This is a genomic window from Streptomyces sp. DT2A-34 (assembly GCF_030499515.1).
GTDB lineage: Bacteria > Actinomycetota > Actinomycetes > Streptomycetales > Streptomycetaceae > Streptomyces.
Window position 1 is genome coordinate 9,420,415 of sequence record NZ_JASTWJ010000001.1, and the last position, 13,106, is coordinate 9,433,520.

At 71.5% G+C, this 13,106-nt stretch carries 14 protein-coding genes; 5 read left to right on the forward strand and 9 right to left on the reverse strand.

Features of this window, described 5'->3' with window-relative positions; all coding sequences use genetic code 11:
• Window positions 1-99: 99 nt before the first annotated feature.
• Window positions 100-1,341 carry a geranylgeranyl reductase family protein gene (locus tag QQM39_RS42050; protein ID WP_302002828.1) on the forward strand — a complete coding sequence of 414 codons (1,242 nt, stop codon included), beginning with the start codon at window positions 100-102 and terminating at the stop codon, window positions 1,339-1,341.
• Between the two features lie 12 nt (window positions 1,342-1,353).
• Here QQM39_RS42050 and QQM39_RS42055 read toward each other — a convergent pair whose 3' ends face one another.
• The gene (locus QQM39_RS42055) at window positions 1,354-1,803 is read right to left on the reverse strand and encodes a nitroreductase family deazaflavin-dependent oxidoreductase (protein WP_302003911.1); all 450 of its coding nucleotides are present in this window, start codon (window positions 1,801-1,803) and stop codon (window positions 1,354-1,356) included.
• 138 nt (window positions 1,804-1,941) lie between these two features.
• Here QQM39_RS42055 and QQM39_RS42060 point away from each other — a divergent pair, with 138 nt between their 5' ends.
• The 3 genes from QQM39_RS42060 (at window position 1,942) to QQM39_RS42070 (ending at window position 4,732) form a co-directional block, all read left to right on the forward strand.
• Entirely contained in the window at window positions 1,942-2,661 is a 720-nt protein-coding gene (locus QQM39_RS42060; protein WP_302002829.1) for a TetR/AcrR family transcriptional regulator, read from the forward strand.
• Between the two features lie 161 nt (window positions 2,662-2,822).
• Window positions 2,823-4,070: a sensor histidine kinase gene (locus tag QQM39_RS42065; RefSeq protein WP_302002830.1), complete on the forward strand. Its 1,248-nt coding sequence runs from the start codon at window positions 2,823-2,825 to the stop codon at window positions 4,068-4,070.
• Complete coding sequence (locus QQM39_RS42070) at window positions 4,067-4,732, forward strand: response regulator transcription factor (RefSeq protein WP_302002831.1); 666 nt, start codon at window positions 4,067-4,069, stop codon at window positions 4,730-4,732. Before QQM39_RS42065 ends, QQM39_RS42070 begins: the two co-directional genes overlap by 4 nt.
• Here QQM39_RS42070 and QQM39_RS42075 read toward each other — a convergent pair.
• Window positions 4,693-5,001: a DUF6332 family protein gene (locus QQM39_RS42075; RefSeq protein WP_302002832.1), complete on the reverse strand. Its 309-nt coding sequence runs from the start codon at window positions 4,999-5,001 to the stop codon at window positions 4,693-4,695. The genes QQM39_RS42070 and QQM39_RS42075 overlap by 40 nt on opposite strands.
• 73 nt (window positions 5,002-5,074) lie before the next feature.
• Window positions 5,075-6,553: an MFS transporter gene (locus QQM39_RS42080; RefSeq protein ID WP_302002833.1), complete on the reverse strand. Its 1,479-nt coding sequence runs from the start codon at window positions 6,551-6,553 to the stop codon at window positions 5,075-5,077.
• 85 nt (window positions 6,554-6,638) lie between these two features.
• Here QQM39_RS42080 and QQM39_RS42085 point away from each other — a divergent pair, with 85 nt between their 5' ends.
• Window positions 6,639-7,049 carry a MarR family winged helix-turn-helix transcriptional regulator gene (locus QQM39_RS42085; RefSeq protein ID WP_302002834.1) on the forward strand — a complete coding sequence of 137 codons (411 nt, stop codon included), beginning with the start codon at window positions 6,639-6,641 and terminating at the stop codon, window positions 7,047-7,049.
• Window positions 7,050-7,072: 23 nt separating this feature from the next.
• Here the strand turns inward: QQM39_RS42085 and QQM39_RS42090 are convergent, their stop codons facing one another.
• The 6 genes from QQM39_RS42090 to QQM39_RS42115 form a co-directional block, all read right to left on the reverse strand.
• Window positions 7,073-7,807, reverse strand: coding sequence for a maleylpyruvate isomerase family mycothiol-dependent enzyme (locus tag QQM39_RS42090; protein ID WP_302002835.1), 735 nt, complete (start codon window positions 7,805-7,807; stop codon window positions 7,073-7,075).
• Window positions 7,808-7,941: 134 nt separating this feature from the next.
• Window positions 7,942-8,331 (reverse strand): VOC family protein, encoded by a 390-nt coding sequence (locus tag QQM39_RS42095; protein WP_302002836.1) that lies wholly within the window; start codon window positions 8,329-8,331, stop codon window positions 7,942-7,944.
• A 168-nt stretch (window positions 8,332-8,499) separates the two neighbouring features.
• Window positions 8,500-9,714 (reverse strand): MFS transporter, encoded by a 1,215-nt coding sequence (locus QQM39_RS42100; protein ID WP_302002837.1) that lies wholly within the window; start codon window positions 9,712-9,714, stop codon window positions 8,500-8,502.
• Between the two features lie 104 nt (window positions 9,715-9,818).
• Window positions 9,819-11,078 carry a sugar ABC transporter permease gene (locus tag QQM39_RS42105; protein ID WP_302002838.1) on the reverse strand — a complete coding sequence of 420 codons (1,260 nt, stop codon included), beginning with the start codon at window positions 11,076-11,078 and terminating at the stop codon, window positions 9,819-9,821.
• Window positions 11,079-11,083: 5 nt separating this feature from the next.
• On the reverse strand, window positions 11,084-11,857 hold the full coding sequence (locus QQM39_RS42110; protein ID WP_274236809.1) for an ATP-binding cassette domain-containing protein: 774 nt from the start codon (window positions 11,855-11,857) through the stop codon (window positions 11,084-11,086).
• 61 nt (window positions 11,858-11,918) lie between these two features.
• Window positions 11,919-13,022, reverse strand: a complete 1,104-nt coding sequence (locus tag QQM39_RS42115) for a substrate-binding domain-containing protein (protein ID WP_302002839.1) — start codon at window positions 13,020-13,022, stop codon at window positions 11,919-11,921.
• Window positions 13,023-13,106 lie beyond the last annotated feature (84 nt).

Here is a 13,106-nt window from a genome sequence, read left to right on the forward strand (position 1 = left end):
TGAGTGCTGTGATCCTCCCACAGCGGCCTGCGACGATGCCCGCCGTAGGATGCGGGGGACAGCAGGCGTAGGCGGCTTGATCGGGAGCAGTAGACCATCGTGAGCAGCGAGAACTCTTCGGCGGACGACGTGCAGCGGGTGTGGGACGTCGTCGTGGTGGGCGCGGGACCCGCGGGAGCCTCGGCCGCGTATGCGGCGGCCGTCGCCGGGCGGCGCGTGCTGTTGCTGGAGAAAGCGGAGCTGCCGCGCTACAAGACATGCGGCGGCGGCATCATCGGCCCCTCGCGCGACTCGCTCCCGCCCGGCTTCGAGCTGCCCTTCCGGGACCGGGTGCACGCGGTCACGTTCTCCAACAACGGCCGCTTCACCCGCACCCGCCGCTCCAAGCAGATGCTGTTCGGGCTGATCAACCGCCCCGAGTTCGACCAGCAACTCGTCGAGCACGCGCAGAAGGCGGGCGCCGAACTGCGTACGGGCGTCACCGTGCAGCGCGTCGAGCAGCACGGCTCGGCGGTGCCGGACCGGCGCAGCGTCGCCGTCGTCCTGCAGGGCGGCGAGACGCTGCTCGCGCGTGCTGTCGTCGGCGCGGACGGCAGCGCCAGCCGGATAGGGGCGCATGTCGGGGTCAAGCTCGACCAGGTGGATCTCGGCCTGGAGGCGGAGATCCCGGTACCGGAGACGGTCGCCGAGGACTGGAAGGGGCGGGTGCTCATCGACTGGGGGCCCATTCCCGGCAGCTACGGCTGGGTGTTCCCCAAGGGGGACACGCTCACGGTCGGGGTGATCTCGGCGCGCGGCGAAGGCGCCGCGACCAAGCGGTACTTGGAGGAGTTCATCGGGCGGCTCGGCCTCGCCGGGTTCGAACCGAGCGTCTCCTCCGGCCACTTGACGCGCTGCCGTGCCGATGACTCGCCGCTGTCGCGCGGGCGGGTGCTGGTGTGCGGTGACGCGGCGGGCCTGCTGGAGCCGTGGACGCGCGAGGGCATCTCGTTCGCGCTGCGGTCGGGGCGGCTCGCGGGGGAGTGGGCGGTGCGGATCGCCGAGGCGCACGACGCGGTGGACACCCGGCGCCAGGCCCTGAACTACGCCTTCGCGATCAAGGCAGGGCTCGGCGTCGAGATGAGCGTCGGCAAGCGGCTGCTGATGGTGTTCGAGCGCCGTCCCGGCCTCTTCCACGCGGCGCTGACCGGTTTCCGGCCGGCCTGGAAGGCGTTCATGGACATCGTCCGCGGTTCCACGTCGCTGGGCGAGATCGTGCGCACCCACCCCATGGCCCAGCGCGCCCTGACCGCGCTGGACCGCCGGCAGGCGGCTGCCGCGGGCGACGACGCCACTTCCTGACGGCGGCCCGGGTCACTTCGTGACGCTGATCCGGAACACGGGGTGGTCGTGGGCCGCCGCCGCGATCTCCTCGTCGGAGGACTTCGCGGTGACCCCCTGGAAGTACTGGTTGACCTCCCAGCCCCACTTCTCCAGGTAGGTCCGCAGGATCGGGAGCTTCTCCTCGTCGGGAAGCTCCACCGCGGAGAACTCGCGCACCTTGCGCCCGACGCGCAGCTCTCCGCCGCCGGCGGCGCGCATGTTGCGCACCCACTGGGAGTGGCCGCGGGCCGAGACGAGGTACCGCGTGCCGTCGTACGTGTGCGGGTTGACCGGGATGCGCTGCATCCGGCCGCTCTTGCGCCCGCGCACCGACATCTCCGCCGAACCCGCGATGCTGAGCCCGTGTCGGGCCAGCCAGCCGATGATCCTGTTGAGACGGACGTTCAGCGGGCTGCCCTTGAGGTAGTACGGCGACGACATGGTGACCCCCACAGTTCGAACCGTTTGAGAGAGCGGTGCTCTCGCTTGAGAGCAGTGTGCACGAGATCGCTGATCCAAAGCAAGAGCACTGCTCTCTAATGTGTGCGCTGCTCTGCTTCTCGTGGGAGACTGCCTCACATGAGCAGCACCGCACAGGGCGCACGGGCCCGCGCCAGGATGGAAGTCACCGCCGCCATCAAGGACGAGGCGCGCAGACAGCTCGCCGCCGAGGGCGCCGCCAAGCTCTCGCTGCGTGCCGTGGCCCGGGAGCTCGGCATGGTCTCCTCCGCCCTCTACCGCTACTTCCCCAGCCGGGACGATCTGCTGACCGCGCTCATCATCGACGCCTACGACTCCCTCGGCGAGCGCGCCGAGGCCGCGCACGACAAGGCCGCCGACGCCGGGCCCGTGCGGCGCTGGACGGCGGTGGCCGAGGCCGTGCGTGACTGGGCACTGCGGCATCCGCACGAGTACGCGCTGATCTACGGCTCGCCCGTCCCCGGCTACACCGCGCCCGACACCACGGTCCCGTCCGCCGCCCGCGTCGGCCTCGTCTTCATCGGCATCCTGCGCGACGCCCACCGCGGCTCCGACTCCGACTCCGGCTCCGGCCTCTCCGAACCGCCTCTGCCCGCCGAACTGCGCCCCGAAGCCGAGCGCATGGCCGCCGACCTGGCCCCCGACCTCCCCCCGGCGAACGTCGCGGCCCTCGTCGCCGCCTGGGCCGAGCTCTTCGGGCTCGTCGGGTTCGAGCTGTTCGGCCAGTTCAACCGGGTCGTGGAGGACAGGGAGACATTCTTCCGGCATGCGGTGGCCCGGCTCGCGCACGGCGTGGGCCTGCTGGAGGGCCGGCAGTAGGCCGGACCCGAGGCGTCAGGGGCGCCGCGGCGGCTGCGCCGGCTCAGGATCAGGGAGCCCGAGGCTGCGGACGAGGGCGCGGACGTACTTCGCGGGGAGTACGTGTGATCACCACGCCCGGGTGACGCCGCCCCGCCGTCATCGCGTCTAGCGTGGCGGACATGGACGAGCAGCAGGTGCGCCGGGGCGGCGGGCCGCCGATGTGGTGGCGGCACGGCCCGCCGTGGTGGAACCGGTGGGAGGACGGCGAGGAGCACACTCCGCGCCGGCCCTGGCGCTCCACCGTGCTGATCACGGTCTTCGTGCTGGCCGGCTCGAACTTCGCGGCCGAGGGTCAGCTGGACGACCGGGAGGCGCTCGACCCGTTCGCCCGCGGGCTGCTGTTCGTGGCGGCGGCACTGCTGCTGTGGCGCAAGCGGTATCCGGTGGCCGTCGCGTTCGGTACGGCGACGGCCGCCACGGTCTATCTGGGCGCCGGATATCCGTACGGGCCGGTCTTCGTGGCCGTCGCCCTGGCCTGCTTCAACGCCATCGTCACCGGGCACCGCAAGGCCGCCTGGGCGGCGGTCGGGGTGTTCTGGGTGGGGCACGCCCTGGTGGCCCACTGGCTGTACCAGTGGCTGCCGCCGTCCGGTGACCCGGCCGCGCCCTGGGGGCAGGAGGGCGTGATCGCCGCCTGGGTCGCGGCGATCGTGGCGGTGTCGGAGCTGGCCAGGACCCGGCGCGAGCAGTGGGCGCGGGAGCGGGCCGAGCGGGTGCAGGCGGCGCGGCGGCGTGCCGACGAGGAGCGGCTGCGGATCGCCCGCGAACTGCACGACGTCCTCGCGCACAGCATCTCCGTGATCAATGTGCAGGCGGGCGTCGGCCTCGCCCTCCTCGACACCGACCCCGAACAGGCCCGTACGGCGCTCACCACCATCAAGGCCAAGAGCAAGGAGGCGCTCGGCGAGGTCCGCCAGGTCCTCGACACCCTGCGCGCCCCCGGCGACGCGCCCCGCGCCCCGGCGCCCGGCCTCGACCGGCTGCCCGAACTGGTGCGGCAGGCGGCGAGCGCGGGCCTCACCGTCGAGGTCGAGGGCGAGCCGCCCCGCCTGGCACCCGGCACGGACCTCGCCGCCTTCCGGATCATCCAGGAGGCCCTCACCAATGTCGTACGCCACTCGGAGTCGCGGCACGCACGCGTGCACCTCGATCACGACGACGGGACGACGCTACGGCTGCGTATCGACGACGACGGCCCCGCGACCGGTGCCGAGGCGGGCGGCAGCGGCAACGGACTCGCCGGAATGCGGGAGCGGGCGGCCGCGCTGGGTGGCACGATCGAGGCGGGCCCGCGGGCCGACGGCGGGTTCCGGGTGCTCGCCGTACTGCCGTTGAAGGCTTCCCACGAGGTGGAGGAGGACCGGTGATCCGCGTACTGCTCGCCGACGACCAGTCACTGGTGCGGGCCGGCTTCCGGGCGCTCCTCGACGCGCAGCCGGACATCGAGGTGGCTGGGGAGGCCTCCGACGGCGAGGAGGCCCTGCGCAAGGTGCGCGAACTGCGGCCCGACGTCGTCCTGATGGACATCCGCATGCCGCTCCTCGACGGCCTCGCCGCGACCCGCCGGATCACCGACGACGGTGACCTGACGGGCGTCAAGGTGGTCATGCTCACCACCTTCGAACTCGACGAGTACGTCTTCGAGGCCATCCGAGCGGGCGCCTCCGGCTTCCTGGTCAAGGACACCGAGCCGGAGGAACTCCTGCGTGCCGTACGGGCGGTGGTCGAGGGCGACGCACTGCTCTCGCCGGGCGTGACCCGCCGCCTCATCGCCGAGTTCGCCGCCCGCTCCAAGGAACCCGCGGCCGCCGACGTCCTCACCGAACTCACCGAGCGCGAGCGGGAGGTGATGGCCCTGGTCGGCATCGGACTGTCCAACGACGAGATCGCCCGCCGCCTGGTGGTCAGTCCCCTCACCGCGAAGACCCACGTCAGCCGCACCATGGTGAAGCTCGGCGCCCGTGACCGGGCCCAACTCGTCGTCCTGGCCTACGAGTCCGGGTTGGTCCGCCCAGGCTGGCTGGGCTGAGCCGTCTCGTCCCCGGCGGCATTGCGACGCCGCCCGAAGCGGACCAGCACGCTGACGACACGGGCGACGAACACGACGGCGGCCGCGGTCGCTCCCGCTCCGACGAGCGTGCCGCGCGCTCCGGCCGACAGCTCGAAGGCGAACGCCGGCCCCGCCACGGCCCCGAACAGCACGGCCGCCGCGAACGCCGCGCTGCACAGGGCGTATCCGATCTCGACGGTGATCGCGTCCCGCTCGGCCTGATCGCGCCGTCCCCCATACGTGGTCATACGGGAAGTCTCACAGGCGTGCGCCCGGCGGAGCAAGCGGTCCCCGCCGGGCGCACGGTGAAGGAGGCGCCCCCTAGTCGCGCACGCCGACGCGCTCCGCCTCCTGGGACATGGACTTGGCCACCACGACGGTCTGCTGCTCGGGGCGGGTGCGCAGTCCCGTGAGGGCGATCAGCAGACCCGCGACCGCGATCACCGTGATCACGACCAGAGCGGGCAGGTAGCTGTCGAGAACCGCCTGCGGGGACGCGGGCTCCGCGGGAGCGTTCGCGGTCAGGACCGCCGTCACGACGGCCAGGAAGAGCGCGCCGCCCACCTGGACCGAGGTGTTGAGCAGGCCCGAGACCATGCCCTGCTCGTGTTCGTCGACGCCGTTCGTGGCCTGGACGTTGAGCGAGGGGAAGGTCAGCGCGAAGGCCGAGCCGACCAGCAGCATGGTGGGCAGGATCACCGCCGCGTAGACCGGGTCGAGGTCGATGCGCAGGAACAGGATGTAGCCGGCGACCATGAGGGCGAAGCCGATCGCGATCAGGCGTGCGGTGCCGAACCGGTCGATGATCGTGCCGACCTTCGTCGCCGACAGCGCCACGAGCGCGCCCGCCGGCAGGAACGCCAGCGCCGTGTGCAGCGCCGACCAGCCGAGCAGTTGCTGCATGTACAGCGTGACCAGGAACTGGAACCCGATGTAGCTGCCGACGAACGTCAACGCGCCGAGTTGCGCCCGCACTTGGGCCACGGAGCGCAGCACGCCCAGCCGGACCAGCGGGCTCGGGCTGCGGCGCTCGACGGCCACGAAGGCCGCCAGCAGGACGACGACGGCGACGAAGGACACGATCGTGCGGAGGGAGCCCCAGCCGGCCTCGGGTGCCTCGACGACGGTGAAGACCAGCAGCAGCATCGAGGCGGTGCCGAGGACGGCGCCGGGGATGTCGTAACCGCCGTCGGCCCGCTCGCGCTCGCTGCGCGGCAGCAGCTTCAGGCCGAAGAACAGGGCGATCAGCGCGACGGGCGCCGGGAGCAGCATGGTGAGGCGCCAACTGGCCTCGGTGAGCAGCCCGGAGAAGACGAGCCCCATCGAGTAGCCGGTGGCGCCGCAGGTGGTGTAGATCGCCAGCGCGCGGTTGCGTACCGGGCCCTCGGCGAAGGTCGTGGTGATGATGGACAGGCCCGCGGGCGCCGTGAAGGCCGCGGCCAGGCCCTTGATGAAGCGGCTGGCGATCAGCAGCGGCCCCGAGTCGACGAGCCCGCCGAGCAGCGAGGCGAGCGCGAAGACGGCGAGGGCCACCAGGAAGACCTGGCGTCGGCCGAGCAGGTCGGCGGTGCGGCCGCCGAGGAGGAGCAGGCCGCCGTAGCCCAGGATGTAGCCGCTGACGATCCATTGCAGGGTCGAGGTGGACAGGCCCAGGTCGGCGCCGATGGACGGCAGGGCGACACCGACCATCGACACGTCCAGCGCGTCCAGGAACATCGCGGCGCACAGCACCAGCAGCGTGCCCCACAGCCGGGGGGTCCAACGCCCCTCGGACGTGGGGTGGGTGAGCGGAGAGGTCATGCCGAGGACGCTACATGCATGCGCATGAGATGCAAATGCATTTAATTCTGATGCAATGAATTCCGTGTTCTGCTACGGTGCGCCCATGGCGGCGAAGAAGGCCGAGCAGGCGCTCGTGGACCAGTGGCGGGACATCCTGGCGCTGCGCGCCCGCACCCAGTGCGAACTGGACCGCGCGCTGCACCAACACGGCCTGTGCGCCAGCGACTTCGAGGTCCTGGACGTCCTGGCCGCGGGCCCGGCGCGGGGTGGCTCGGGCAGCTCGGGCAGTGACGCGGCATTGCGCGTGCAGGAGATCTCCGAGCGGGTGCATCTCAGTCAGAGTGCGCTGTCGCGGCTCATCGCCCGGCTGGAGAAGGACGGTCTCGTCCAGCGCTGCATGTGCGAGGAGGACCGGCGCGGTGTGCGCGTGGCCCTCACGGCGAAGGGGCGCACGCTGCACGGCGAGGTGCTGCCGGTGCAGCGTGCGGTGCTGACGAGGATGCTCGCGAACTGAGCGGCGTACGCCCTGGGTTCAGCTCAGATGATGGCCGAGTTCTCGCGCCACAGCGCGGCCACCGAGGCGTCGCCGGTCACGCTCGGCAAGGGCAGCCGGTTCCACAGCGACAGATACAGCAGCGCGGCCGGTCCGGCGATCTCGCAGTCGGCCCGGCCGGCATCGCCCCGCTCGGTCAAGGGCGGCTCCTGGGACAGTCGTACGGTCCACACCGCGTCGTCCGTGTCCGTCGCCCGCACCCGCAGCACCCGCGGCTCGGCGCTGCGGACCCGGCTCTTGGGCCGGGCATGGAACCCGCGCAGCAGCTCGTCCACGCCGTCCGCCGCGAAGCCGGCGTCGAGCTCGCTCGGTGTGCCGCCGCGTGCCGCCTCCGCGTCGAACCGGTGCACGGCCGTCTCGTGGGCCTGTCTGCGTGCCCAGAACGCGAGCGGCGAGGGTGCGGGCAGGAAGTGGAAGCACCGGACGTCGGGGGAGGCGGAGGAGAGGGTGTCGACGAGGTGACGGTGTCCTTCCCGGAACCAGGCCGGAAGGTCGGCGCCGTCGAGGTCCGGCGGGCCCTCGAGCGGGCGGGGGGAGGTGCGGCCGTCGGCGACGAAAGACGCCGCCCAGCGATGCACCGTCCCCGTGTGCCGCACCAGATCCCGGACTTGCCATTCCGGACAGGTCGGCACCTTGGCGTCGACCCCCGCCTCCTCGGCGGCCGCGGCCAGCAATAGACCCTCACGGTCCAGGAATCGAACGAACTCGGCTGTCTCCATGGGCCGAGTGTGCACGATGGAGCGCGGTCGAAGGGAAGGGCCGGGGCCGGGTGAGGGCGGCCGGCACGTCTTCGGCGACGATCGGTACGTGTCGTCGTTCGGTGCCGCCGAACTCGCCCGCGTCCGAGGGCGGTTCACGGGTGCAGGGCGAAGAGGCAGAACTCGTTGCCCTCGGGGTCGGCCAGGACGTCGTGGTCCTCGTGCCGGGCCTGGACGGTCGCGCCGAGGGCCACGAGCCGGTTGATCTCGGTCTCCGGGGCGGCGGAGACGAGGTCCAGGTGCAGCCGGTTCTTGACGCGTTTGGGCTCCGGGACCAGCTGGCACCACAGGCGGGGGCCGCCGTCACGGGGCTCGACGAGCACGGTCGGGTCGTCCTCCGGATCGGCGATCCCCTGGCCGCGCAGACGGGCGAGCTCGGCGTCGTCGTACGGGGCGACGGCGTAACCGTCGAGGGCGGCGGCCCAGAAGCGGGCCGTGGCGGCCGGGCGGGCACAGTCGATGACGATGTCGTGGAGTCGCGCCATCGGGCCATGGTGTGCGGGGAGGGTGAAAGCGGCAATGGCGGGGGCTCGGTCAGGGCGCCGTCCTGCCGAGAAGGGCCTCCAGGTCCTGTCGTTCGGATCGCTGCGGAGGCCGGAAGGCACCGCACCTCACACTCGGCCTGATCCAGACGACAGGGCCTGGTCTCCCGCTCAGTCGGCCGCCGCGTGTCGTGTGGCGAAACCGATCAGCGCCGCCGCGGCCGCCAGCGCGGCGACGCTGGTCAGGGCGGTGGACAGGGAGAACCAGTCGGCCATGAACCCGATCGCGGGCGGCCCCAGCAGCATGCCGCCGTAGCCGAGCGTGGAGGCGGTCGCGACGCCGGTGGGTCCGGCGAGCGTACCGGCGCGTTCGACGGCGACCGGGAAGAGGTTGGCGAGGCCGAGCCCGGTCACGGCGAAGCCGATCAGCGCCGCCCACACGGAGGGGGTGAGGGAGCCGAGCAGCATCCCGGCGGCCGCGGTGGCGCCGCCCGCGACCACGGTCCTGGTGCGGCCCAGGCGTTCGAGCAGGACCGTGCCCGTCAGGCGCCCGATGGTCATGGCCAGCGCGAAGCACGAGTACCCCACGGCCGCGAGCCCCGGCGAGGCACCGAGGTCCTGTTCGAGGTGCAGGGCGCCCCAGTCGGCCATGGCCCCTTCGCCGTATGCCGTGCACAGCGCGATCACCCCGAAGACGGTCACGAGTCCTCGGGTGCGGCGGTCGAGTCGGCGAGGGGTGCCCTCGCCGGAGCCGTGCCGTGGGGCGTCGGGCGGCCGCGGTGGCTCGTGCCGCAGGAGGGTGGGTCCCGCGAGGGCGGTCACGATCAGCCCGATGACGGTCAGGCCGAGCAGGTGCCGCGTGGGGGAGAGGTGGCCGGCGACCAGTCCGCCCAGGCCCGCACCGATCATGCCGCCCAGGCTGAAGGCCGCGTGGAAGCTCGGCATGATCGGCCGCCGGAGGGCGGCGACGAGATGGATGGCGGCGCTGTTGAAGGCCACGTTGATCCCGCCGTAGGCCGCTCCGAACAGCAACAGGACGGCGCCGAGGGCCGGTGCGGAGTGGGTGAGCGGAGGCAGGGCGACGCTGAGGGAGAGCAGGACGGCGCAGACGACGGTGACCTGGTGGCTGCCGTAGCGGCGGCACAGGCGTCCGGTGAGCATCATCGTGATCACGGCGCCGGCGGAGACGCCGAGGAGGGCCAGGCCGAGGGTGCTGGCGGAGGCGCCGGTCTGCTGCTTGATGGCGGGGATGCGCACGACCCAGCCGGCGAAGACAAAGCCGTCGAGGGCGAAGAAGACGGTGAGGGCGATGCGGAGTCGGGTGAGTGCGCTGAGTGGGCTGTCCGGCACGGCGTTGTGCGAACGGAGTTTGTTTATGAGCGGCACAAAGTCAGGCTAGGTGACTCGTGTAGGCGGGGCAAGGGAGCGCTCACGGCCGATGAGTCCCCTCACCTTGTTCCGGCGGGGTGGCCGGATCCCGGAGTGGGGCGTCAAGCCCGCCCATGTGCCTCCTGCGTGCGTCGTGACACCGAGTCGATGACCACCGCGGCGAACAGCACCCCTCCCGTGATCATGAACTGGACCGCGGTCGGGGTGTCCGTGATCGCCATGCCCGAGGCGATCGACTGGATGACCAGCATGCCGAGCACCGCGGACCAGGTCGTCCCCCGTCCGCCGAACAGGCTGGTGCCGCCGATGACGGCCGCCGCGATGGCGTTGAGCAGCAGGACGCCCGAGCCGGAACTCTGGCTCACCGAGGTGATCCGCGAGGCCAGGAACAGGCCACCGATCGCCGCCATGGTGCCCGAGACCGCGAGCACCGCGGTCTGCACGCCCGTCACATTGAGACTGGCGCGGCGGGCGGCCTCGACACCGCCGCCCAGCGCGTAGACCTGACGGCCGTAGTGCGTGCGGCGAAGCAGGATGTCCAGCCCCGCCACCACCACGAGGAAGATCAGCAGGGCGAGCGGTAGACCCTGGAAGCGGTTGAGCAGATACGCGGCGGCGAACGCGATCACCGCGAGCACGCCCGTGCGGACGACGATCGCCTGGAGCGAGCGGTGCGGCATGCCGACGGCCCTGCGGCGCAGCGCGTCCTGGTACGACACGAGGAAGACCGCGCCCGCGGCGACGGCAGCCAGGCCGTAGGCGACGGCGTCGTCGGTGAAGTAGTAGTTCGTCAGGTTGGCGACGAGCCCGTTCTCGTCGAGGTTGATCGTGCCGCTGGTCCCGAGGATGTACAGCATGAGGCCGTTCCAGGTGAGCAGCCCCGCCAGCGTGACGACGAACGCCGGCACCCGTGTTCTGGCGAAGGAGAACCCCTGCACGGTGCCCGCCGCGGTGCCCGCGAGCACCGCGATGACGAGGGCGAGCCACTCCGGCACGCCGTTGTTGACGTTCAGAACGGCGAAGACGGCCGCCGCGAGACCGCTGATCGAACCGACCGACAGGTCGAGCTCACCGAGCAGCAGCACGAAGACGATGCCCACCGCGATCAGACCGGTGCCCACGATGTCGACGCTGAGATTGGACAGGTTCCGGGGGGAGAGGAAGTTCTCGTTGAGGGACTGGAAGACGATCCAGACGGTGGCGAGGACCAGGACGACGGGGAGCGAGCCCAGTTCACCGGCGCGCACCTTGCGCCGGAACAGGTCGACCGAGCTCTCCACGGCCCGGGCGACGGCCCGCTCGCGCTGCGGCCGGGGGGCCTCGGAGGGCTCGGTCCGTGCGGTGTCCGCCTTGCCGCGCATGCCTTTCACCACCCCGCCTCCCGGTGGGTCATCTGGCGGGGCACGTTCTCCGTCGCGCCGGTGACGGAGGCGATGATCTGTTCCTGGGACGCGGTGTTCACGTCGAAGAACCCGTTGTTGCGACCGAGCCGCAGAACGGCGGCGCGGTCCGCGAGCGCCTTGACGTCGCCCATGTTGTGGCTGATCAGGACGATGCCCATGCCCCGGTCGCGCAGCTCGTCGACGAGGTCCAGGACCTCGGTGGTCTGCTCGAATCCCAGGGCCGCGGTCGGTTCGTCCAGGAGGAGCACCCGCGGGTCGCCGAGCAGCGAGCGGGCGATGGCGACCGTCTGCCGCTGGCCGCTGGACAGAGAGACGACGGGGGCGCGCAGATCGGGGACGCCTCTGGTCAGACGGTCCAGCAGATGTCTGGAGCGGCGCTCCATCTCCATCTCGTCGAGGAACCCGAATCTGCGGATCTCCCGTCCGAGGAACAGATTGCCGACGACGTCGAGGTTCCCGCACAGCGCGAGGTCCTGGTAGACGGTGGCGATGCCGAGCTCCCGCGCGTCATGGGGGCGCCTGATCTGGACCGTGCGCCCCTCCCACTCGATGACGCCCTTGTCCGCCGGGATGACGCCGGAGATCACCTTGACCAGGGTGGACTTACCGGCCCCGTTGTCGCCCAGCAGAGCGACGACCTGGCCGGCGTGGATCTCCAGCTCGACGTCGCTGAGCACCTCGACGACACCGAATCGCTTGCACACGCCGCGCAGCGCCAGCAAGGGGGGAGCCGGCACGGGACACCATCTCCTTCCCGGGGCCCGGCGAGGGCCGGACCTGGTCTCGGTGCACGGGCCGTCAGGTCAGCCCGGCGTCGTCGCAGGCGGCTCTGAGTTCATCCGTGCAGATCTGCTCGATCGTGTACACGCCGTCCTTCACCAGGGTGTCCTTGATGTTGTCGGCGGTCACGGACACGGGGGTGAGCATGACGGCCGGAACCGCGTCGGCGCCGCGGGTGCTCACCTCGTCCGTGGCGAGGCGGTCGAGGCTCTCACCGCGGACCGCGGCGACGGCCATGGTGGCGGCGGCGGAAGCCTCGGGTGTGAAGGGCTTGTAGACGGTCATGTACTGATCGCCGCGCAGGATGCGCTGCAGCGCCGCGAGTTCGGCGTCCTGCCCGGTGACGGGGGGAAGCGGGTCGACCTTGTTCGACTTCAGGGCGGCGATGCTGCCGGCGGCGAGGCCGTCGTTGGCCGCGTAGACACCGTCGATGTTGCCGACGCCGAGGGCGGAGATGGCGCCGGACATGTTCATGTGCGCGTTCTCCGGCCTCCACTGGAGCGTGTCGTACGCCTTGCCGATCTTCACCCGTCCCTCGAGCACGAACAGCGCGCCCTTCTTGAACGACACCGCGTTGGGGTCGCTGGGATCGCCGTTCATCATCACGATCTGGCGCTCGCCCCCGTCGCCCATGGCCTTGAGCAGCGCCCGGCCCTGGAGTCTGCCGACCTCCTCCCCGTCGAAGGAGACGTAACCGGAGATCGGGCCCTCGGCGAGACGGTCGTAGGCGATGACCGGGATATCCGCTTCGTTCGCGCTGCGTACCACCGCGGCGAGGGATCTCGCGTCCACGGCCACGAGCACGATGGCGTCGACTCCCGTTGTGATCATCGAGTCCATCTGCTCCTGCTGGAGGGCCACGTCGCCCTTGGCGTTGGCATGCTCGACCGCGCACTCGCCGCACAGTTCCTTGATCTTCGTCTCCAGCAGCGGGCCGTCCTGCGTCTCCCAGCGAGCCGTGGTGGAGTCCGGCAGCAGCAGACCGATGCTCGGCGTGTCTCCCCCGGTGGATTCGCCCCCGTCGCCCGACGAGCTGTCGCCCGACGACCCGCAGGCCGCGAGGGCGACGGCCGTGGAGAGCACGGTCACGGCCATGGCCGCGTCCCGGGTGCGGGTCTTCATCTGAGAGACCTCCCTTGACCTTCGCCGTGCGTGGGGAGGGGCGGTCACAGAGGTTCCGGCGGATCACGGTCGCCGCCCTCACAC